This is a genomic window from Bacteroides cellulolyticus (assembly GCF_025567135.1).
GTDB classification, from domain to species: Bacteria; Bacteroidota; Bacteroidia; order Bacteroidales; family Bacteroidaceae; genus Phocaeicola; species Phocaeicola cellulolyticus.
On sequence record NZ_JAOQJJ010000001.1, the window covers coordinates 184516 to 205423 of the forward strand.

At 40.5% G+C, this 20908-nt stretch carries 21 protein-coding genes and 1 pseudogene; 6 read left to right on the forward strand and 16 right to left on the reverse strand.

Features of this window, described 5'->3' with window-relative positions; all coding sequences use genetic code 11:
* Positions 1-6 precede the first annotated feature (6 nt).
* Positions 7-1053, forward strand: coding sequence for a virulence RhuM family protein (locus tag OCV82_RS00770; RefSeq protein WP_154042640.1), 1047 nt, complete (start codon positions 7-9; stop codon positions 1051-1053).
* Entirely contained in the window at positions 1053-2315 is a 1263-nt protein-coding gene (locus OCV82_RS00775) for a restriction endonuclease subunit S (protein WP_154042641.1), read from the forward strand. Before OCV82_RS00770 ends, OCV82_RS00775 begins: the two co-directional genes overlap by 1 nt.
* Here the strand turns inward: OCV82_RS00775 and OCV82_RS00780 are convergent.
* On the reverse strand, positions 2308-2859 hold the full coding sequence (locus OCV82_RS00780) for a restriction endonuclease subunit S (protein WP_081023363.1): 552 nt from the start codon (positions 2857-2859) through the stop codon (positions 2308-2310). The two genes, OCV82_RS00775 and OCV82_RS00780, sit on opposite strands and share 8 nt — an antisense overlap.
* A 70-nt stretch (positions 2860-2929) precedes the next feature.
* On the opposite strand from OCV82_RS00780, the gene OCV82_RS00785 reads away from it, so the two are divergent.
* Complete coding sequence (locus OCV82_RS00785) at positions 2930-3502, forward strand: restriction endonuclease subunit S (protein ID WP_262542712.1); 573 nt, start codon at positions 2930-2932, stop codon at positions 3500-3502.
* On the opposite strand, the gene OCV82_RS00790 is transcribed toward OCV82_RS00785, so the two are convergent.
* Positions 3495-4628: a restriction endonuclease subunit S gene (locus OCV82_RS00790; RefSeq protein ID WP_154042642.1), complete on the reverse strand. Its 1134-nt coding sequence runs from the start codon at positions 4626-4628 to the stop codon at positions 3495-3497. The two genes, OCV82_RS00785 and OCV82_RS00790, sit on opposite strands and share 8 nt — an antisense overlap.
* 35 nt (positions 4629-4663) lie before the next feature.
* On the opposite strand from OCV82_RS00790, the gene OCV82_RS00795 reads away from it, so the two are divergent.
* A complete protein-coding gene (locus tag OCV82_RS00795) occupies positions 4664-5590 on the forward strand; it encodes a tyrosine-type recombinase/integrase (RefSeq protein WP_154042643.1) in 927 nt (308 codons plus the stop codon).
* Between the two features lie 87 nt (positions 5591-5677).
* On the opposite strand, the gene OCV82_RS00800 is transcribed toward OCV82_RS00795, so the two are convergent.
* The 12 genes and pseudogenes from OCV82_RS00800 to OCV82_RS00855 all read right to left on the reverse strand — a co-directional run bounded on the left by OCV82_RS00800 (position 5678) and on the right by OCV82_RS00855 (position 17491).
* Positions 5678-6205, reverse strand: coding sequence for a hypothetical protein (locus OCV82_RS00800; protein ID WP_262542713.1), 528 nt, complete (start codon positions 6203-6205; stop codon positions 5678-5680).
* A 4-nt stretch (positions 6206-6209) separates the two neighbouring features.
* On the reverse strand, positions 6210-7418 hold the full coding sequence (locus OCV82_RS00805; protein ID WP_154042644.1) for a relaxase: 1209 nt from the start codon (positions 7416-7418) through the stop codon (positions 6210-6212).
* Entirely contained in the window at positions 7415-7843 is a 429-nt protein-coding gene (locus tag OCV82_RS00810; protein ID WP_154042645.1) for a plasmid mobilization protein, read from the reverse strand. The genes OCV82_RS00805 and OCV82_RS00810 overlap by 4 nt, the downstream gene beginning before the upstream one ends.
* A gap of 321 nt (positions 7844-8164) precedes the next feature.
* Positions 8165-9235, reverse strand: a complete 1071-nt coding sequence (locus tag OCV82_RS00815) for an AAA family ATPase (RefSeq protein ID WP_154042646.1) — start codon at positions 9233-9235, stop codon at positions 8165-8167.
* Between the two features lie 5 nt (positions 9236-9240).
* Positions 9241-9615, reverse strand: a pseudogene (locus OCV82_RS00820) (helix-turn-helix domain-containing protein).
* Between the two features lie 90 nt (positions 9616-9705).
* A complete protein-coding gene (locus tag OCV82_RS00825) occupies positions 9706-10704 on the reverse strand; it encodes a hypothetical protein (RefSeq protein ID WP_154042647.1) in 999 nt (332 codons plus the stop codon).
* 179 nt (positions 10705-10883) lie between these two features.
* Positions 10884-11999, reverse strand: a complete 1116-nt coding sequence (locus tag OCV82_RS00830) for a site-specific integrase (RefSeq protein WP_154042648.1) — start codon at positions 11997-11999, stop codon at positions 10884-10886.
* A gap of 117 nt (positions 12000-12116) precedes the next feature.
* The gene (locus OCV82_RS00835; RefSeq protein WP_042985143.1) at positions 12117-12992 is read right to left on the reverse strand and encodes a helix-turn-helix domain-containing protein; all 876 of its coding nucleotides are present in this window, start codon (positions 12990-12992) and stop codon (positions 12117-12119) included.
* Between the two features lie 284 nt (positions 12993-13276).
* Complete coding sequence (gene mnmE, locus OCV82_RS00840; RefSeq protein WP_154042649.1) at positions 13277-14689, reverse strand: tRNA uridine-5-carboxymethylaminomethyl(34) synthesis GTPase MnmE; 1413 nt, start codon at positions 14687-14689, stop codon at positions 13277-13279.
* Positions 14690-14699: 10 nt separating this feature from the next.
* A complete protein-coding gene (locus OCV82_RS00845; protein ID WP_154042650.1) occupies positions 14700-15185 on the reverse strand; it encodes a GAF domain-containing protein in 486 nt (161 codons plus the stop codon).
* Complete coding sequence (locus OCV82_RS00850; RefSeq protein WP_154042651.1) at positions 15185-16063, reverse strand: nucleoside phosphorylase; 879 nt, start codon at positions 16061-16063, stop codon at positions 15185-15187. Before OCV82_RS00850 ends, OCV82_RS00845 begins: the two co-directional genes overlap by 1 nt.
* Positions 16064-16069: 6 nt before the next feature.
* A complete protein-coding gene (locus OCV82_RS00855) occupies positions 16070-17491 on the reverse strand; it encodes a tetratricopeptide repeat protein (protein ID WP_154042652.1) in 1422 nt (473 codons plus the stop codon).
* Between the two features lie 365 nt (positions 17492-17856).
* Between OCV82_RS00855 and OCV82_RS00860 the strand changes: the two genes are divergently transcribed.
* Both OCV82_RS00860 and OCV82_RS00865 read left to right on the forward strand, forming a co-directional pair.
* Entirely contained in the window at positions 17857-18606 is a 750-nt protein-coding gene (locus tag OCV82_RS00860) for an ATP-binding protein (protein WP_154042653.1), read from the forward strand.
* Positions 18607-18631: 25 nt separating this feature from the next.
* On the forward strand, positions 18632-19003 hold the full coding sequence (locus OCV82_RS00865) for a DMT family protein (protein ID WP_154042654.1): 372 nt from the start codon (positions 18632-18634) through the stop codon (positions 19001-19003).
* Between the two features lie 77 nt (positions 19004-19080).
* On the opposite strand, the gene OCV82_RS00870 is transcribed toward OCV82_RS00865, so the two are convergent.
* On the reverse strand, positions 19081-20166 hold the full coding sequence (locus tag OCV82_RS00870) for a DUF4858 domain-containing protein (protein ID WP_262542714.1): 1086 nt from the start codon (positions 20164-20166) through the stop codon (positions 19081-19083).
* A 12-nt stretch (positions 20167-20178) separates the two neighbouring features.
* Entirely contained in the window at positions 20179-20670 is a 492-nt protein-coding gene (locus OCV82_RS00875) for a C40 family peptidase (RefSeq protein ID WP_154043061.1), read from the reverse strand.
* Positions 20671-20908: the final 238 nt, after the last annotated feature.

The window sequence follows — 20908 nt, forward strand, 5'->3', positions numbered from 1 at the left end:
GGTATAATGGCAAAACGGTTTGAGATAAGAAACAGTACGGCAGAATTCCTAATCTTCGCTATTGAGGGCAAGGAAGATGGCATACAGGTGATGTATCAGAATGATACCATCTGGTGTACGCAGAAAGCTATGGCAACCTTATTTGATTGTTCGACAGATAACATAGGCTTGCATCTTAAGAATATATATGCCAGTCAGGAGTTACAGAAAGAAACAACTACCGAGTTTTTCTCGGTAGTTCAAACGGAAGGTGAACGTCAAGTCAACAGAAAGACCCTGTTCTACAATTTGGATGCCATTATATCTGTAGGGTATCGAGTAAACAGTATCAGAGCCACACAATTTCGCCAATGGTGCACTGCAGTCATCCGTCAATTCTCTATCCGTGGCTACGTGATAGACAAAAAGAGAATGGAAAACGGTTCTTTCATTGGTGAAGATTATTTTGAACATTTGCTTGCCGAAATCAGGGAGATAAGGTTGAGTGAACGCCGTTTTTATCAGAAACTTACCGATATTTATGCCACTGCAATTGACTATAATCGTGATGCTCCGACTACAAAACTGTTTTTTAAAAAGGTCCAGAACAAAATGCATTATGCGGTACACGGCCAGACAGCAGCAGAACTGATTGTGAACAGAGCCAATGCTGAAAAAGAACACATGGGACTGACTACCTGGGAGAATGCTCCAGACGGGAAAATAGTCAAGACTGATGTAAGTATTGCTAAGAACTACCTAAAAGGTATAGAATTGGAAGATATGGGACGTTTGGTCAATGCAGTTCTGGACATGGCAGAGCGTATGGCAAAGCGTCATATACCTATGACGATGGAAGATTGGGCAAAACGTATTGATCTCATTCTGGAAGCAAGTGGTGATGCAATCCTTACCGATGCAGGCAAAGTAACGGCTGAGTTTGCCAAGAAATTTGCTGAAGCAGAATTTGAAAAATACCGAATTATTCAAGATCGCTTGTTTAGTTCAGATTTTGACCGTTTTAATGAAGGTGACAACTTTTTGCCGTTTGATATTAATCCCGATAAAGAATAATGACTATGACAAATAATAAAGATAAAAAAGTCCTTAATGTTCCAAATCTGAGATTCCCAGAGTTTACGGGGGAATGGAAAAAGGAACGACTAGATGAAATAGCAGAATTATCTAAAGGAATAGGTATATCAAAAGAACAATTGTCTAGCAATGGAAATCCTTGTATACTTTACGGAGAATTATACACAAAGTATAAATCAGAGATTATTAGTGAAGTAATAAGTAAAACTAACATTGAGAAAAATAAACTGAAACATAGTAAACAAAATGATGTAATTATACCATGTTCAGGTGAGACTGCTGTTGATATTGCTGTTGCTCGTTGTGTCCCATTTGATAATGTTTTATTAGGAGGTGACTTGAATATTATACGCTTGCATAAATATGATGGTGCTTTTATGGCATACCAACTGAACAGTAAGAGAAAAATAGAGATAGCAAAGTTGGCACAAGGAGTTTCTGTCGTACATTTATATGGTGAAAATTTGAAATCAATCAATACATATAATCCAAGTTTACAGGAGCAGCAGAAAATTGTAAGATTACTTTCTTTACTTGATGAACGAATCGCTACCCAAAACAAAATCATTGAGGATTTGAAAAAACTAAAGTCCGCAATCTGTGAAAAACTTTTTTCTAGTCCCAAAGATAAGCAACCACAAATAAGATTATATGGTTTTTTCGGTGATTGGCACTTTGTACGGCTTTCTGATATTTGCCATAGAATCTGCAGAAAAAATACGGGAGAGCAATGTAAGCAAGTTTTGACGATAGCAGCTCAATATGGTCTTGTTAGTCAAGAAGAATTTTTCAACAAGAATGTTGCTAGTGAAAATTTGTCAGGATATTACCTTCTACAAAAGGGAGATTTTGCATATAATAAAAGTTATTCGGGAGATTATGTTTGGGGGACAGTAAAACGTTTAGACAATTATGAGCAGGGTGTACTATCCCCATTATATATTTGTTTTCGTCCAGACCCAGCTAGAGTGGATTCTGATTTTCTCATCTATTATTTTGAATCAAAAAAATGGCATAAAACTGTCGCAAATATAGCTGGTGAAGGTGCAAGAAATCATGGTTTACTTAATATCTCTGTTGTAGATTACTTTAATACTATTCATTGTATTCCATCTATGGATGAACAGAAACAAATAGCTCAGATTATAGGTACATTGTTATCAAAGATAGCACGAGAACAACGCATGTTGAATTGTTACGCTGCACAACGGCAATACCTACTTCGTCAGATGTTTATATAAACATTTGGCGAAGTAAATATTGTTTTTCTGACTGTACAGCAATTAAGATGTCAGTTTCTACTTGGACTTTTCTTTCAAGTAAAGAAAGAAAAGCAGAAATTGTTTTTTGTTGTTCTATTATCGGTACTATTACCCTGAATTTAGCTAAATCTTTCTTCTGAATATTAGGTAATCCTGAGCCAATGCGAAGTTTCATAATAGTATCCTCATTACATTTAAGGTAATGATACAGATATAGTTTCTCTACATTATTTGTGATATTTTGAATTGTATAGCAATGTCCTCCACTCCAAAATGGAGTGGTATTGAATTGTACATAACCACAAGAATTTCCGCCTTCACTTATAGATATGGTGTTGGCTTCAGTATTATAATCATCATAATAACCTGATGGTTCTATGCCTCCATTCATCACATAGTAATTGCCACTATCTGTAAGAAATTCTCCATTGACTTGTTTACCTTTAACTATATCACATATATCAGCTAATGTAACAACATCACCATTTATAGACGTAAAGAATCTTTCTGAAATTGCGGACATTTCAGAAATTTCATCCTTAATTCAGGCAATATGCGAAACCTTAATAGAATCAGAACAGCATAAAGTCGAATTGTCATTTAATGATTTTGGTAAACCATATTCAGGTTTATCAGGTAAAAGTGCAGAAGATTTTGGTAATGGGTGGCCCTACATAACATATATGAATGTCTATCAGAATCAAATCATTGATATAACCGATGTTGGTTTAGTCAAAATCAATGAGACAGAGCAACAATCGGTTGTCCGCTATGGCGACATTCTTTTCACCTTGTCATCTGAAACACCGGATGAAGTTGGAATGGGTGCAGTGTATTTGGGAGATGCTTATCCTTTATACCTGAATAGTTTTTGTTTTGGTGTCCATATCACAGATGAAAGTAAGATTTTCCCTCCATTTTTAGCATACTATATTTCAACCAAATCATTTAGAAAGGCTGTTTTCCCATTGGCACAAGGCAGTACACGTTTCAATTTGCAAAAGAGCGATTTCATGAAAAAAAAGTTTCTTTTTCCAACGGTAGAAAAACAGAACAAAATATACTCCGTTCTCAAAGCCTATTCGGATAAGCTTTCTATCGAAAAGAATATAGCCAATTTACTTTGTGAACAGAAAAGTTACCTTTTACGTCAGTTGTTTATATAAACATCTGACGAAGTAGGTATTGTTTTTCTTTCTCATACGAACATAACAAACTTTTCTCTACATCAATCTTTGTTTGAATGCTTGTCAGGGCGTTAGCAATATAGACTACTTCATCCTCTGTTTTTGGAAGAGGAATGGAGTTTTCCAAGAAACGGGCGTTAGTAATGTTGATTGTGTTCTTCGCTCCTTTCTGTATAAGTGGATGCAAATAATTGAACGCATTGTTGGACTGCATGAAATAGAAGTGCAGAAAAACTCCGATGTTATCATTAATCGGCTTATATACACCATACAGAGGTGATACCGCAACAGCGTTTTTAATATAACAGCGTTTTACTATTCCATAAGGAAAATCACCTGTTGGGCTTTTTGTATAAACAATGTCACCATATTTAACAATATTGTAATGCGATGTTTCTTTGGCAGCAAAAGAGCGTCCAAGATATTCTATCTGATTAATGACACCTTGACTTACAGATACAGAACAAACAGTATAGCCATTTATATTCTTTTCTGTTCTCTCTTGTAGAACTTTGCTTAATTCCGTTTTCTGCCAATTCCCCTCGCGTATTCCATCCATCTTTTTCTGATAAATAATTGCCTGAATTAAGGATTCATATTTCTCAATGATTTTGTTTTGGGTAATAATACGTTCATCGATAAGAGATAAGATTTTGGCTATTTTTGCCTGTTCTATTTTTGATGGTACGTTTATATTTAGCCGTAATAATTTGTTTACGGCTAAACCGGGTTGTGCAGATTGGTCTGAATACTGTCCCAATTTCATCTTTTGAAAAAGATATTGTAAAAATGTCGTTTCATTTTCCTTTGATGCACAAACAGCAATGGCATGTTCTGTTACATACGTTTTTCCTGTAACTTTTCTGATATTTCCACATAAAGCACCTTGTCGTCCAATAAGTATATAATCTCCATCATGATTATAACTTTCTGTAAACCCACGTAGGCCATTCCCTCCGTAAACAGGATAAAGTCCTTGACCAGTTATCATTTCTGCTTTAATGTTTTTACCACTCTGGAATTCCGAGCAAGCTTCTTTAATAGTTATGTTTCCCCACTCATTTGTAAACTCCGGAAATCTCAGATTTGGAACATTACATATTATATATCTCTAATTATATGAATTAATATCGATTATTTATGAATCACAAGAAACTTAAAGAAATTGCTATTGCTTGGAAAGACTATAAAAGGTCTTATGTGAAGCAGTCTACAATGGCTGCATACGTACTAATTTTAGAGAATCATATTCTCCCGGCTTTCGGAGAGAATGATTCGCTTCCTGAACAGAGTGTACAAAATTTCGTTTTAGAGAAAATGGAAAGTGGGCTAAGTGCCAAATCAATCAAGGACATACTTATAGTTCTTAAAATGGTTATGAAGTTTGGAGTAAAACATGAATGGATGAATTATTATGAATGGGACATTAAGTATCCCACAATTAGCAAAAATAATAATATAGAAGTGCTGACAATAGCTCACCATAAGAAAATACTCGATTACATTCGACAAAATTTCACGTTTCGTAATTTAGGTATCTATATATGTCTGACTACAGGACTTCGTATTGGTGAAGTATGTGCTCTCCGTTGGAGTGATATCGATGAGATTAGCGGAACTATTAAGGTTCAACGCACTATAGAGCGTATATATATAATTGAAGGTGGAAAAAGGCACACAGAACTTATTATTAATACTCCAAAAACACAGAACTCTTGTCGAGAAATACCTATGAGTAAAGAACTTTTGGCCCTAGTTAAACCTCTTAAGAAAGTATTTAATGCAGATTATTATGTACTTACTAATGATATTTCTCCTATAGAACCACGAACATACCGTAATTATTATAAACGGTTCATGAATCAGCTAGATATTCCTAAATTAAAGTTTCATGGTCTTCGCCATAGCTTTGCTACACGCTGTATAGAAAGTAATTGTGACTATAAAACTGTTAGTGTATTACTAGGACACTCTAATATTACTACAACGCTTAATCTTTATGTCCATCCCAATATGGAGCAAAAGAAACGTTGTATCGCAAAAATGTTCAAATCGTTAGGGAAATAGAACTTACAAACAAATACGTTTTGAATAATCAATGAATTAAAATAGAGTTTCAACCGATTATCATCTCTTCGGTTGAAACTCATGTGTTTATTTTTTATCTTTACATATTATCATCACCACTACCACCATCGTAATTCCCAAGATCAGAATAAGCCCACATGCAGCAACCATCCTCCAAATTAACCAGGAATGCAAAAATTCTACATTCGCCACGATCATACAGACCAAGAAAGAGGATAGGGCAATTAGAATGACAATCAAAATATAAAATGCCTTATATGATAGAGAAATGTGATTATCTATTTGAGCAATCCTCTGCTCTGCCTCTGTGCACTTGATCTCAATTTGGTCAATGAACTGGCCAAGAACGGTATTGCCAAATTTTACAGCCTGCTCTTGCGTATCCTGGGTAATAGACAACTTGTACTTTTCTAATAAATCTACCAATGCGGTAAGATCCGTCCTCAATCCATACACATTGTCATTCAACTCGGCAAGTTCTTTTACGTTTATGCCAAGCAGACGTTTTTCCTCCTCAAGATATTCATTTTGAGGAGTACTTTTGGTAATTTGCGCTTCCTTCATTTCAGCGGTAAAATCAAATTTCTTTTTCATAAGCTTATCGTTTTAATCCTGTTTTCGGTTTCTTTCCTAAGGTACGAATGGCAGCACGGGCACATCTTTTTGCCCATAGGAGATCATCCTCGTCCTTATCTCTCCATGGCAATTCGCTTTGTGAACCACCGCCACCTCCGTTTGGTGCATTGGGAACTTCCAGCAATCCGACAAATATTGCTACTGCCATATCGGTTAACTCCTGTGAATTGGAGACGAAACGATAATCAAATTCATCGTTAAAATGGTTGAGTACCTTTTCTGGAATGTAGAACCGATGTTCCTGACCTTCGTGACTCAATGTATAGGGAACCGTATTCGGATTGTAGATCTTATATTTGGTATAATCAGCGGATGCCGATGGCTTCTGAATCTGTTTCGAATCAGTGTCTTTAGGTTTGTTGTTTGCTGCAATGCCTGACCTATAATGAAGTTTCTCCCAAGTGGCAGGAAGTTTTGAAACCATTAGGTTTCTACCAATACCCAGATCGGAAGCTTTGTATTTCGTCTTTCCTTTCATGATAGCATATCCGTGAAGAATACCATCATTGTCCTTTCGCTCATGTATGGTATATCCCTTCTTTGTCAATGCTGCTCTGTATTCATCCCATGACCATGATGACATGGATTTAAGGACATTCATACAATCCCGTGTAACCAATGGCATATTGACATTTCTTACCTGTTTTGCTGTCGTCCATCCACGTTTCTTTGCCACTTTTTCCGCTGCCCATTGGGCACGAAGGTGTATATTGTGGTCGTTGTTGATCTGTCCGTCTTCATCCATCCGGCAGACAGCAGCATGAAGATGAGGAACTCCGCTATTGGATTCCATATGGAGCCAGACTGTGTATTTGCTGTTGGCCAGATTGGTCGGACAGTTTCGTACTTTCTCGTCCTTGTCTTTGAACACTTGTTTGTCAAACTCTGTAGCGAAATCCTGCCAAAGTTTTTGCCAGTCTTCAATGGTGAAGTCCTTGGTATGTTCGGGTGACGGACTAAGTTCAATCCTGATGACTGAGTTCTTCACCGGACGGAAGCGGGAAAGAGTGAGTTGCATGGAATTCCAGACACCCATTGCATCTGGTTCCGATGGCATCATATTGTCCAATACCCGATAGATTTTTTCCGGATGTTTTTTATTATGTGATTCGCCGGTTATATATCGGATGTCGTTTATGCCATGCGATATTGCTTTAGCCTTTGCGATCATGATTCTTCAGTTTTATTATTGGTTGGAATACTGTTCGGCTCTTTTACGGAATTTAGGAACTGGCAGACATTTTCTGCCACATTGCCAAGCTCCTTCAGCCAGTTCACCATAAATGGAATCTGGTTGAACATCGTGTGCCGTTGGCTTGCACTCATTCCATGAAGGGCTGATGTGTATTTCACCAGGTCAGCACGGCAGTTGTCCAGATTCTGCAGCAGTGCAGCTTCTTCTTTGGAGAGTCTTGCCTTTGGCTTATAATTATATGCCCGCGCAAGTAGATAATCGCTTACGGTCATTCCGCATTGTTCGGCCAGTGACTTGATATGTTCTTTCTGTCGGGGGCTGACTTTGGCCCCGATAAATACGGTTCTCCTGTTGTCCGGAGTCTCGTTCTGTTCTGTTTGTTTTATTATTTCTTTTTCCATGAAAATCTAATATTATAACGGGTTAAGGTGCGAGCCTGCGAGTACCGCACCGGCGAAGTGGCTAAGCCGGCGAGAGCGCCAATGTACAACCATAACAGAGTGGAGGTTATACCTTGGCATATCTCGCAACAGATACCTGTTGAAACTGCACGGCAAGCCGTGTCGTATATACAAATGAAATAGGCATTTCTACTGTTACCATAAACGATATAAGTATTCTGGTTATCCAATAAAAGGGGAGAAGATGAATATTCCCTATAACGTCTTTATGACTTTGCTTTATTCTAATATGTACACCCTGCCAATAAAGTAAAGCCGGATTCAATAATAGCTGTCTGGATTGATTTTATATTCCTTTCCCTCTTTTATGACCATCCTTTTGTTACTGAGGAAGGTGGCAACTTTAACTGCTTTGTTATGTCCCAGCTTAATGTCCTGCAGAGCATATCCTTCCTTCAGTCGTTCCAGATAATCGTCATAACTGGTAATACAGACGTTTGTAAAAGCTGCGTCCAGAGCTGCCCGATGCACGCTCTCGGAAATTTCCTTGTACGGATCAAACGGTTCTTTTGCAGGTCTTCCGATTTTCTTTTCCTGGGGCTGATAGGAATCGAGCAGTTCAGGTAAGACTTCATCGTTTATGCGGAAAGCAAACGGTTCAAATTCCCGGTCACGGATATGAATGGCTTCTACTACGCTCACTGTTCTGTCCATTTTGTCCACTTCTACCTGCATGACTGTTTCTGCCTTGTTATTCAGTTCTGTGCCGATGTGACCACGGGCATTCTCGTCATTCTTGTTCTGATGGAGAATGGTATGAATGTGAATCTGGCGGTCATCCGTCCATTGCATGAATCTGGAAATAATATCGGTCGCTTCACTGGGGGAATTGATATCATAAAGAAAGTCTCGGATGCCATCTATAATCACCAGTCCGAGATCGGGGATTGTACCGATAGCCTGTTCGACTATAGCCAGACGTATCGTAGGGACGTACTTGCGCAAAGCCAGCATAATCAGATTGTCTGGATTCTTGTCCTCCGGGAGTCCGGCAAGGCGCAGGATTCTTTTCAATACTTTCTGGCAATGATGGCGTCCCTGTTCTGTATCAATGTACAGAACAGTTCGCTTATCCTCTGGAAATGATGAACGGTATTTCAGCACAGTACCGTTTTTCAATGCCGATGCTGCAATGGCTGTTACGTTAAAAGTTTTCTTGCTTTTGGCCTTGCCTATAGAGGCACTGAAGTTTCCCAGTGTACCGATTGCGGCATCATCTACCATCAATACAACCGGTGACTGTTCATAAGCTCCGTTTGCACTTACAGCAGATTCCTCCATATAAGCGGTCAATTCCTCGTCAGTAGGAATTCTAATGTCTGTCTTGTCCATAGGCTTTACACGTTTTTAGGGTTAGCCTTACGACGGGTGGCAGTAAACATCTGTGTCTGTTCTTCTTCAAAAGTCAGTGGAACCTGTACCTTTCTTCAGGTCTCAAGCCATTTGTCCAGTTCATCACGATAGACAAAAAGATGTTTGCCTTGTTTGATTACAGGAATGCCTCCATGCTTGACCTTATAATAAAATGAGGATTTGGATATACCAAGGTAGGTACATACTTCATCAACTGTCATAGGAACGTGATGGTTCTCTTTGACCTTGTTTTGGACTGCCAGACTGTTTTTCAATACAGTTTCCAGACTTTCAATTCTCTTACATAATTCACCTACAACTGTAGGTAAATCGTTAAAGGTTAAATTTTTAAAATGCATAATGTCTTTATTTGTTGTGTTTAACGCCACAAACTAAATCAATGACATTATGCAGAAAAATAGGAGACGAGAATCATTTTCCGGTCTGTATTAATTCATTTTTTTCTCACACTGCGCTTTGTTTATAAGAGTATAATCAAATTTAAAATCATCATATTTTGGACTGTCAATAGGAATCTGACTGTGTATGGTATCTTTGAGATTCTTGACAAGGTATCCCAAGGTTGCATTTTTTAATTCATTAGGAAATATGGTTTTTATGAAATTGGCTCTTTCTGATAATGATATGCCTAACCGTTCGCCTATATTCCAGACAAAATGTCGTAATGAAGGTGATGTAAGAGGAGTTTCCATTTTTGAACGGATGGGTTTATACAAATCTGATTGCCCACTTGCCAAATGGTCTATGTTTTCATGTAGTATAAGCAGATTCTCTTTGGTAAGAAATTTTGCGGTAGAATAGGTGGTATATTCATGAATAGCATTTATAATCATTATTTTTCTCTCTAATTCTTCCTTCTGGATTTCTTCCATACGGCTTTCGAATCCCTGGAGATATGAAAAAGCTTCGGGTTTAACTTCTGAGGTAGGTTGTTGCTCCAAAACTTTGATTTCTTTCGAATCATCATGCTGCTCTGATATTGTAATGGATGTAACGATTTCAGAGCTGACAGCTTTATTTTCTGTCGTATCAGTATTCTTTGTCTTTTCCGGTAACTCAATCATTGAAATAACTTCTGTTGCATTGCTAACTTCAATCATTTCTATATCTGAAACTTCTACAGTTGGTTCACTGCATTCTTCAATTATCATATCTGGTTTGGGAATAACTTTGTCAGGTATAGAATTTCTTTGATTATCAGAAAAGATCTGCGGACATTCATCCGTAAGGAATATATAGAATACACGTTGTAATCCTCCGCACGTTATGATTATTACAACAGTTCCTAATATTATAGGTGTTGTATATCTGGTCAGATCTATCTGGTGATTAATGTACAGATATGTTGCAATTACTGAAAAAAGGATATAACTTACCGCAAGTATGAAACTTATCTTTCGTGCCGATAATTTAATATTGTTTGTCATGTTCCGTAATTATATGTATTAGTTTTTATGGCAAATATATTTTCTATTTCCAAATAGTTGTAATTAGTGACAGATAATCGTTGAGATTTTAAGAAAAATAAGCCTAAAGTACGAAAATCATACTCTAAATCATACTATAATCATACTTTAGGCCTATTATTTATTTAGAATACAGACTGCTATCCTTTCCTTTTTAGGGTAATCTTGTTGCTCGCTTCACGCTTGTTGCTGTCCACTACTTTCATGTATCTTTGGGTCGTGGTTATGCTCTTGTGAGCCATCATACTTTGTATGGTACGGATGTCGGTCCCTGCAGCTCCTTGCAGGGTTGCGAATGTTCTACGATACGAATGGAATGTTATATTCTTTGTGATTCCGGCAGAACGAATCCATTCCTTCATGGGAACTTGGGTCCAGCACCTTTTCAAACCTTTGAATACCAAACCCTTCTTCTCAGGTGAGTATTCTATCAGCTTCAGGGCTTCATCACTAATGGGGATGATGTCTTCCGTCTTTGTTTTCTGTGTGATGGTGTGTACACATTTTCCTCCTGCTGCAAAATCAACGATTTCCTCCCAGCAGAGAGTAAGTATGTCACTGAGTCTCAAACTAGTCAGGCACGAAAAGAGGGAAGCGGTTTTTAGAACTGGTATCTTGCATGGTGTTTCGGCCAGACAGTACAATTCCTCTACACTCAAATAGTCCTTTACCACATCTTCCGGTTCAATCTTTTCCAGGAAATCATTTATGTTTGCCTTGATCAGCCGATTGCGATAGAGAATTTTCAGGAATCCTCTGAATGTGGACCAGTAGCCGGACGCAGAGTTTCGTGTAATATATCCATCCCGTTTTAGCTGTCTGGCATTGAGCAGATATTCACGAAACTTGTTGCACAGCTCCACATCAATTTCTTCGAAAGTACATTTGCCATGTACGAAGTTATAGAAGTGCTGATAAACGAATTCCCATTTCTGGTCGTGCTTGGGAAGTTGCTTACGGTAGTATTCCAGAAAGTCTGCCTTATATTTTCTCTTGTCGAAGAAATCATATCGTTCGTTTACGATAGCTTCAAAGCGCCGGCATCGGATGGCTTCTGCTTTCTCTGACATGGTTGCATTGAAGTCACGTTCCCGCTGGTTCTTCGGATTTGCATAGATATAAATGTTCAAACCTTCGTGACGGATAGTCTTCATCGTTTCCTGGTCACGGTAGCCCGGATAATAGTCCAGATAGAAGGAAAGCATACCATTTTTTAACGGGCGGGTTCTCAAAGTTACAGTTTTACATTCTGACATAGTTACAAATGTTATTAGTTGACTTAAATTTTGCGGTGAAGATGCACAATGACTTTATGCAGACCGCATTCAGCATAAAATCATTTTCCAGTCTGTATATATGTCTGTACAGATTCATTATCTGGCGCCCATAATGTGGTCAAATTCCACTTTCAGGAATCTCACAAAACGCCCTTTCTTCTCCCGTTTTATTTCGTGGAATTGCAGAATGCCGTAAACAGAATCCCGTGTGAGACTATACTTCTTCATGGCTTCCTGCACGGTATAGTATTCTGAAGAATCATCTTCGGTTGTCTTCTTGGACAGATCGAAGTGAAGTTTTGAGTAGAATATCTGGCCGTGCTCTTTCTTTGAAGGGATGTTGTTGCGGTAAACATGTGAACGGATGGCTACACGTGTCATCCCATAGTTTTTTTCGATTTCTTCCGGAGTGTACCATTCGGTCAAGGCGTCATCCGTCTTATATTTGGCAAATGCCGCATCTATGTGTTTTTTACTGTAATAATTGAACTGGCGGATTCTGACTTTGGGAACATTATTTTGTCGGGTATAGGTCCACACCCATTTGGCGTTGACTTTGTACTTTTCCGCAATCTGTTCAGCGGTATAATACTCGGTAACGTCAAATTCATCTTTTGGTCTGAGAACTTCATAAGGTTTTGTTTTCAGCATAAGTTCGATGTCGGTTCTTCTGATGAGCGACATTCTTGAACTCAGCCTTGATGCACGAAGTTTGTCCTCCTTTACCAGTTTATAGACATACTGGCGAGAAACTCCCATTAGTCTGGCTGCTTGAGAAAAGGTAAAGTATTCCTGGCTCTCCAGTTTGTTCTTTACCTCCAGCATTTCCTGAAATTCGCGCATTTCCATTCTACGTTCCTTCATGCGGTGTTTGTAACCTCTTTTGGAACATTGCGGACTACAATAATTAGTAGTGGTCTTTTTTGCCATGAAAGGCTTGCCGCACCACTGGCAGATTCTTTTTACTTCCATTTTTGTTATTCTCCATATTTTAGTGAAACATGAGCTTTTTACAGCTTGGATAATTTCCCTTTTTGTCTACTCACGTAAACCATTGTCAATACACGTCAACAAATGCGTCAGTGTGACATCGGGCAAAAGCCCTTAATTGTTCCGCGGTAGAAATACGGTAGAAAAATATGGTGAACAACAGTATCCAACTGTTTATAGCTGGATTTTTGGAAAATAAAAAAGCCGCTGAAAATCAGCGACTTCATTATAGTTGGTTCTAATTCGTTGCAGTTGATTACAATATCCTACTTGCCGATGCAAAAATTCCTAAATATATTCCCCAGCACCTCATCATTAGTTATCTCCCCACCAACGATTTCTGCCAGATGGAACAGACATTCCCTTAAATCCTGGCTTACCAGATCACCGGAAAGTCCCATGGCCATTCCGTCCTGTACGCGGTGGATGGCTTCAAGGGCATGGGATAGAGCCTCGTAATGACGGACGTTGCTTACCACAACATCATTTTGTGTCACTTCGGGTAATGCTGCCGCTTTTACGAGAAGCTTTTGCAGTTCTGCTATTCCCTTGCGGTTTTTTGCAGAGATTGATATTGTTTCCATGCAGTCATCCTCACCAAGACATATATTTTCTTTCGCAACTATATCATGGTTGGGAGTCACATCACATTTGTTCATCACAAGGATGAGCTTTTTGCCTTCGCATCGTGGAATAACCTTGTCCTTTAATGTATCTATCTGGGCTTTTGCTTCAGTGCTGTCAACCACCCATAGTACTATTGAGGCCTGATCCAGCTTTTGGAAACTGCGTTCTATACCTATAGTCTCGATGGCGTCGGATGTCTCACGTATTCCGGCCGTATCAATAAATCTGAATGTTACTCCTTCAATGTTCATAGTGTCTTCTATCACGTCACGTGTTGTACCGTGAATGTCGCTCACTATGGCACGTTCTTCGTTCAGCAAGGCGTTGAGTAGGGTAGATTTGCCAGCATTTGTTTCACCTATGATTGCTACAGGGATACCGTTCTTTATCGCGTTTCCCACGCTGAACGACTGTACAAGACCGGTTATCACTTCTTCCACCTGCGATGCAATCTGTGCAAGTTCGCTACGGTCGGCAAATTCCAGTTCCTCATGGTCGCTGAAATCCAGTTCCAGCTCCATAAGAGATGTCAGATGGAGCAGCTTTTCTCTTAATGATGACAGCTCTCTGCTGAATCCACCACGCATCTGGTTCATTGCCATACGGTGTGTGGCGGCCGATGTGGATGCTATAAGGTCTGCCACAGCCTCTGCCTGGCTTAAGTCCATCTTGCCGTTCAGGAAAGCTCTTTGAGTGAATTCTCCGGGACCTGCAGCACGACATCCGTTCTTTATCAGCAGTTGCATCACTTGTTGCAGGATATACGATGAACCATGGCATGATATTTCCGTTGAGTCTTCACCCGTATATGAATGTGGTCCGCGGAAAAGGCTCACCAGCACTTCATCCTCTATTTCGCCTTCATTGCCAATGATATGCCCGAATGTCAGTGTGTATGCTTTACGTCCGTCTAGTGGAGCCCCGTTTATCGGACTGAAAATCCTGTCCGTTATGGCTATGGCATCCTTTCCCGAAACTCTTATAGTACCTATTGCACCTCCCTGTGCCGTAGCTATGGCACATATTGTATCATCTGTGTATAGAATATTCATTTGTATAAAATCAGTATAAATTTTTTACTATCATTCCCACGACCTTTTCCAGATATATGCGGTCTGTGTCGTCAAAAGTATTCAGCTCGTCACTGTCTATGTCCAAAACTCCGACAACATTCACGCCACTTATCATCGGAACCACTATTTCCGACCGTGAAAGTGAACTGCATGCAATGTGTCCCGGAAAAAGATCCACGTCTGCCACCACCTGCGTCCTGGCTTCTGCCCATGCTGTTCCGCACACACCTCTTCCTTTTTTTATACGATAGCATGCTACACTTCCCTGAAACGGTCCCAAGTGCAGTTCTCCTTCTTCTATCAGATAAAAACCTATCCAGAAGAAGCCGAATGCCTCTTTCAGTGCGGCAGTAGTATTTGCCAGTACGCTGATAATGTTCTTCTCGCCCTCAATCAGATGCGAGTACTGTTCAAGGAAGTGTAAATATTTTTCTTCCTTTCCGGCTATATTGTCCTGCTTGAAACTCTCTTCCATTATATTCTTTCCAATACCGTTTTTATTAAGTCGTCTATCTGGTTTTTATATCCTGTGTTGGCTTCCTTTGCCACTCTGTTTGCAATTACCATACATACCGTCGTAGCTTTGTGTCCCTGTAGTCTTGCCAGACCTGCAAGTGCCGAACTTTCCATCTCGAAATTGGTTATTCTTCGTCCGTCATATTCGAATGTCTCTATTTTTTCATTCTGATGCGGATCTGCCAACTGAACCCGCAGTTTCCTTCCCTGTGGTCCGAAGAAACCTCCGCAAGCCACAGTAATACCTCTCACCATATCTTTGCCTGCTATGCGTTCCACCATCTCCTTGTTGGCATGAATTGCATATGGGGCGGGGGAGCACATATTTCCACACCATCCCAGATGATTCAGCAACGCACGTTCCAAAGGCAGGTCACAGACAGCGTTTCGTCCTTCGTAGAAGTTAAGCAATCCGTCAAAACCTATCGATATTTCAGAGCAGATGAATGTTCCCACAGGAGTATAAGGCTGCAATCCTCCGCACGTTCCTATCCTGACTATTTCAAGCGATTTCAGATTTTCCTTTTCATATCTTGTGTTGAAGTCTATATTCGCCAGAGCATCAAGCTCATTCATCACGATATCTATATTGTCACATCCTATGCCTGTTGAGACTACGGTTATTCTCTTACCTTTGTACGTACCGGTTATGGTTCTGAACTCCCGGCTTTCCACTTCGCATTCTTTGCTGTCGAAATGCGATGCCACAGTAGCCACACGTCCCGGATCTCCCACCAGTATCACCTTGTCTGCCAGATGTTCAGGTTTCAAATGCAGATGGAACACCGATCCGTCTTCATTTATAATAAGTTCCGAAGGGGCAAAATATTCTTTCATAGGCATTTATTTAAGTTCAATGTTTCTTATCGTAGTTGACATTCTTTCTATTTCGGCTCTTAAATCATTCACCCTCTTTTCTTTATCCAGTATTCCCGGTGCCATTGAGGCTTTTGTTGCCTGGTTTGATTTCGAATATTTCTCTCTCAATTGTCCCAGTTCCTTTTCCAGGGCATTCAGGTCACTCTGTTTTTTGGTCATCTCCTGAAACATCTGTTTTGCTTTTGCCTTTCTGAAATCGTTCAGCGATGTATATGTCCTGTTGTCATTCACAATGAATGTGAAATCAGCTTTCTTGGCCTTGTTTTCTGTGGCATACATCACCTTTGCAAGCCTTTGCTTTGCTCTGGCAACAGTGTTGTTGTCCGTTTGTGTAAGAGCTATATTATCAAGTTTTGCCAGGGAAATCATTTTGTCTTCACCCACAGCGTCATAATCGTAAGTAATCTTCGATTCGTTTGGCACGAACACATACACACACACTTTCCCCTCCGGCTGATACCTGTCCGATGCAAACCATCCCAGATTGTTATAATCGTCTATGGCATACATATAGTCGTTGAACCTCGAGTTGAAAGGATATCCTATGTTGTCCGGTTTGAAGAATGAGTTCTCTTCCGAGTCGGCACGCGTAATGAATATGTCGTATCCTCCCAGACTGTCATCTCCTTTTGCCGAGAAATAAAGTGTTGTACCGTCCGAGTCCAGGAATGGGAAGTTCAGTACTGTCATGTCTTCGTTTATGCCTTTCAGCTTTTGCGGATTGCTCCAGCTGTCAATCAGCTTCATGCTTGCATACAGCTTGCTGTTTCCGTTTTCATCCTTTCCTGAGAGCAGCATTTTGTCTCCCATCTCGTTGATGAATTCCACTGTCATATCGTCATCATTGCCGCTACCGTCATTGGTCATTTTTAGTGTACCGGCCTGTTCGCTCAATTTATATGCGTCAAGAAATCTCTGTTTATCCACCACGAAACTGTCTATCACCGTAATGTTCTCCACGCTTCTTATCAGTCTTTCACCCTTCCTGTATTTCGTCATCAGTTCTTCGGCTTCCGATGTATCTCTTTTCTTTTTTTCCAGCCAGTAGATATGTTGTTCCAGATTTTCTATAGCATCTTCATATCTGTACATGTCATAATAAGCCTTGCTTACGTACAGGTAAGCGTTTATCACCTTTCTGGCCGCACTTTTTTCCAGATAAGGCAGTCCTTCCATCATCTCTCCCGTCTCATAACAGCATGCCCCGTACCAGAAGTTATAGCTGGCGTTCGACGGCGATTGCTTCACCAGTTTCTTGAATACCGGTTTTGCCTTTTCGAATTCACCTTGTGTAAACCATCTCTGCGCCTGGCTAAGCGTCTGTGCTCCGGCACTGGCAGAAAACATCAATAGTGCTATTGCAGTCAGTTTTATTTTTGTATCCATATATATCTGTTTTTATATTTTCTTGTTTTATCATTGTGATCAACCGATTGGTGGTCAAATCATTCTATTCAATCAGGAATTAAAAACTAATATTCTCATCAACTTTCTACAAAAATAATCAAAATATCCGAAAGCAGGTATTTATCTTCAATTATTTAGTAGGCTGATGCAGCTTGACATAAGCTTTTATCTGCGATTGCGGAGTATATTTCCACTCATACCGGATGTTTGCGTAATCAGGTTCCTGCCGGAAAGCATGGCTGTATTTTTATGATAAATCAAGGAATATACGTAAAAAAAATAACGGACAAGACTGAACAAAAACATTTTATGAGTACCTTTGCACCCGCTTTTTGAAATGATTTATGACAAAACAGACTGAAGAAGACAAGACACTCTACCGCATAAACAAGCGTTTCCTGAAAGGAATAGTTGATTACGGACTTATAAACGACGGCGACAAGATCCTGGTCGGACTGTCGGGAGGAAAGGACTCCATGGCTCTGCTTGAACTGCTTGCCATGCGTTCCAGAATATTCAAGCCGCGTTTCTCTGTCATGGCGGTACATGTGGAGATGAGCAACATAGAATACAAGTCGGACACTACGTACCTGCGCGAGTTTGCAGAATCGCTTGGCGTTGAGTTCGTCACCTACACCACCTCGTTCGATCCTACAACAGACACACGCAAGTCGCCGTGCTTCCTCTGTTCGTGGAACAGACGCAAGGCATTGTTTACCGTAGCCAAGGAACATGGATGCAACAAGATTGCCCTCGGTCATCACATGGACGACATTCTTGAGACACTGCTGATGAACATGACGTTTCAGGGAGCTATAAGTACCATGCCTCCACGCCTGGTGATGCGCAAGTTCGATATGACCGTCATCCGCCCTATGTGCCTGATACACGAGTCGGACCTGATAGAAATGGCTCGTATCCGCGGATACCGCAAGCAGATAAAGAATTGTCCTTATGAGAAGGATTCCCACCGCTCGGACATGAAGGAAGTGCTGCACCGTCTGGAAGAGATGAATCCCGAGGCAAGATACAGCCTGTGGAGCAGTATGAACAACATCCAGGAAGACATGCTGCCTGTAGTAGAGAAACTGTAAACTGAAAACTTAAAAAACTCACAATATGTTATCACATGGAATTTTCTCAGTATTATTACTGATTTTGTCAAACATTTTCATGACATTTGCCTGGTATGGCCATCTCAAGATGCGCGAATACAGCTGGTTTGAATCATTGCCGCTGATAGGAGTGATAGCCTTCAGCTGGGCTATAGCATTTTTCGAATACTGCCTTCAGGTACCTGCCAACCGTCTTGGCTTCCGCGAGAGTGGGGGACCGTTCGATATCATGCAGCTCAAGGTCATCCAGGAGGTTATCACACTTGTTGTGTTCACCGTATTCTCTGTCATAGCCTTCAAGATGGAACTGAAATGGAACCACCTTGCAGCATTCTGCTGTCTTATCCTGGCAGTCTATTTCATATTCAAGAAATAAGAAAATGTCCCGACATATCATAAAATATGCCTTGCCGTTCTCAATCTGACGACAAGGCATATTTCTTTTCCCGCGGCTTATTCCAGTCCGTATCTCATCTTTCTTATCTTCTCCTGTTCGGCTCTTTCTTCAGCCTCCCGTTTTTCCTTTTTCCTCATATAGATATAGATGCTGTCCATGCTTCCCGGCAGTTCTTCAATCATCTTCTCCTCCATGGCTTTCACCTTTTCCTCCTCATCCTTTATTTTCTTAGCTGCCTTGGCCTTTTTCACGTTCCATCTGAAGTTCCTTCTCACCCTGTCAGGCTTTCTCTCCTTGTCCGCTTCCTCGTTCGCCTTTTCCAGATACTCGTTCCTCAGCGAGTCTTTCCTCAATGCAATCACCATCTCTATCTCCGCCCTTGCTGAGTCCGACAATACAGGAAAATCCCCTGTCATTGCCGTATCTTTCCCGTTCTTGCTGTAGTCGAACACAGGCATCGTCATCCCGTTGTAGAATGTCGGAAATTTCAGGCTGTCAGCCAGCGACGGCTGATACGTCTGATATGTCTTCCATGCATTTGCATGCTTCCTGTTATGTTGCAGCATCCTTCCCCTTCGAGTAAGGTTGTTGTATATAAATCCCAGTATGTCAAGATTTCCTATAGTCACCCCCGCACCTTTCATCATCACCCCGTCGCTTATCATACCTGCCGAAGGAGCTATGCTCCTTCCGTAATTGCCTTCTTCATCTCCGAAAGGATTGAATGTCCACGTTATCTCATAATCCTTCTCTTTTTTGCCGAACACCATTACGTCATACACCGGATCTTCGCCGAATTTTGTCCATATGGAGTATGGAAGCATCCTTATATATCCTTTTGGCTTTCTCACCTTCGTGGTGTCTGTAAGGCTCTTGGGTACTGCCAGATCGGCCTTGAACTCCATCCACGGTTTCTTCAACGGTGCCTCAAGAGGTTTTGTCGCATCGTTGTTCATTTCAGGCATAAAATCAAACTTGATCAGCTTTATGGCATCCTCGTTCAGTTTCAGTTCACTGTCCGTCTTTTCGTTCTTGAAATCCTTCTTGAAGTCAGTGTTCAACTGCTGTGCCGCAATATTGTTACCTATCATCAGCATGCCGGCTATAATGACCGGAATATGTACCTTACTGTTATTCTCCATCTTTTCCTAATATCATTTCACTCTTCCGCCCTGTAGCCAATGCTTCTCGTAATATCGTTCGTTCAGGCTGCTCACCACCACTCCCACACTGCTCGAAGCGTGTATGAATCTGCCGTTTTTCAGATATATCCCTACGTGCGATGCCTTTCTTTTCTTTTTTCCGTTGTGGAAGAAAACCAGATCCCCCTCACGCAGATTTCTTTTCAGGATTTTCCTGCAGTCGTCATTCCTCTGGTCCTCCGCGCTTCTTCCCAGTTTTTTCATATACACGGTCTTGTATATTGCCGATGTCAGTCCCGAGCAGTCCACACCTTTCTTCGTCTTGCCTCCGTACCTGTATGGCGTACCTATCCAGTCGGCAGCTTCGATGTACAGCTTGTGGTTGTCGTTCATCTCTATATCCATGTCCAGTCTGATGGCCGCAGCTGCCAGATCCCTGAAGTCATAGTTAAACCTGTGGCTTCCGCACGACGACAGCAGCAGTACCGATATACACACCGCCATTACATGGATTATTTTTCTGTATAGAGTCTTTTCTGGCATTTATAATGTCTTTTTTTACGTGTTTCAATACAAATGTAGTCAATAGTTCCCTTTCGGAAGATTTCCGTTTGCACAATTTAGTTACAATTTAACATTATTCTTACAATATATCCCCTGATTACAAAAAAATGGAGACGATACACTCATAATTCGTAGTATATCGTCTCCAATATATATTTACGGTCACCTCTCGGCTATT

Coding starts and splice junctions, on each gene's coding strand:
- OCV82_RS00825 (WP_154042647.1), bottom strand. CDS start 10,704: ATGACAAACAATATTAAATTATCGGCACGAAAGATAAGTTTCATACTT.
- OCV82_RS00865 (WP_154042654.1), top strand. CDS start 18,632: ATGTTATCACATGGAATTTTCTCAGTATTATTACTGATTTTGTCAAAC.
- OCV82_RS00870 (WP_262542714.1), bottom strand. CDS start 20,166: ATGGAGAATAACAGTAAGGTACATATTCCGGTCATTATAGCCGGCATG.
- OCV82_RS00855 (WP_154042652.1), bottom strand. CDS start 17,491: ATGGATACAAAAATAAAACTGACTGCAATAGCACTATTGATGTTTTCT.
- OCV82_RS00795 (WP_154042643.1), top strand. CDS start 4,664: ATGAATCACAAGAAACTTAAAGAAATTGCTATTGCTTGGAAAGACTAT.
- OCV82_RS00845 (WP_154042650.1), bottom strand. CDS start 15,185: ATGGAAGAGAGTTTCAAGCAGGACAATATAGCCGGAAAGGAAGAAAAA.
- OCV82_RS00815 (WP_154042646.1), bottom strand. CDS start 9,235: ATGGACAAGACAGACATTAGAATTCCTACTGACGAGGAATTGACCGCT.
- OCV82_RS00860 (WP_154042653.1), top strand. CDS start 17,857: ATGACAAAACAGACTGAAGAAGACAAGACACTCTACCGCATAAACAAG.
- OCV82_RS00770 (WP_154042640.1), top strand. CDS start 7: ATGGCAAAACGGTTTGAGATAAGAAACAGTACGGCAGAATTCCTAATC.
- OCV82_RS00810 (WP_154042645.1), bottom strand. CDS start 7,843: ATGGAAAAAGAAATAATAAAACAAACAGAACAGAACGAGACTCCGGAC.
- OCV82_RS00835 (WP_042985143.1), bottom strand. CDS start 12,992: ATGGAAGTAAAAAGAATCTGCCAGTGGTGCGGCAAGCCTTTCATGGCA.
- mnmE (WP_154042649.1), bottom strand. CDS start 14,689: ATGAATATTCTATACACAGATGATACAATATGTGCCATAGCTACGGCA.
- OCV82_RS00875 (WP_154043061.1), bottom strand. CDS start 20,670: ATGGCGGTGTGTATATCGGTACTGCTGCTGTCGTCGTGCGGAAGCCAC.
- OCV82_RS00805 (WP_154042644.1), bottom strand. CDS start 7,418: ATGATCGCAAAGGCTAAAGCAATATCGCATGGCATAAACGACATCCGA.
- OCV82_RS00830 (WP_154042648.1), bottom strand. CDS start 11,999: ATGTCAGAATGTAAAACTGTAACTTTGAGAACCCGCCCGTTAAAAAAT.
- OCV82_RS00780 (WP_081023363.1), bottom strand. CDS start 2,859: ATGTCCGCAATTTCAGAAAGATTCTTTACGTCTATAAATGGTGATGTT.
- OCV82_RS00800 (WP_262542713.1), bottom strand. CDS start 6,205: ATGAAAAAGAAATTTGATTTTACCGCTGAAATGAAGGAAGCGCAAATT.
- OCV82_RS00775 (WP_154042641.1), top strand. CDS start 1,053: ATGACTATGACAAATAATAAAGATAAAAAAGTCCTTAATGTTCCAAAT.
- OCV82_RS00850 (WP_154042651.1), bottom strand. CDS start 16,063: ATGAAAGAATATTTTGCCCCTTCGGAACTTATTATAAATGAAGACGGA.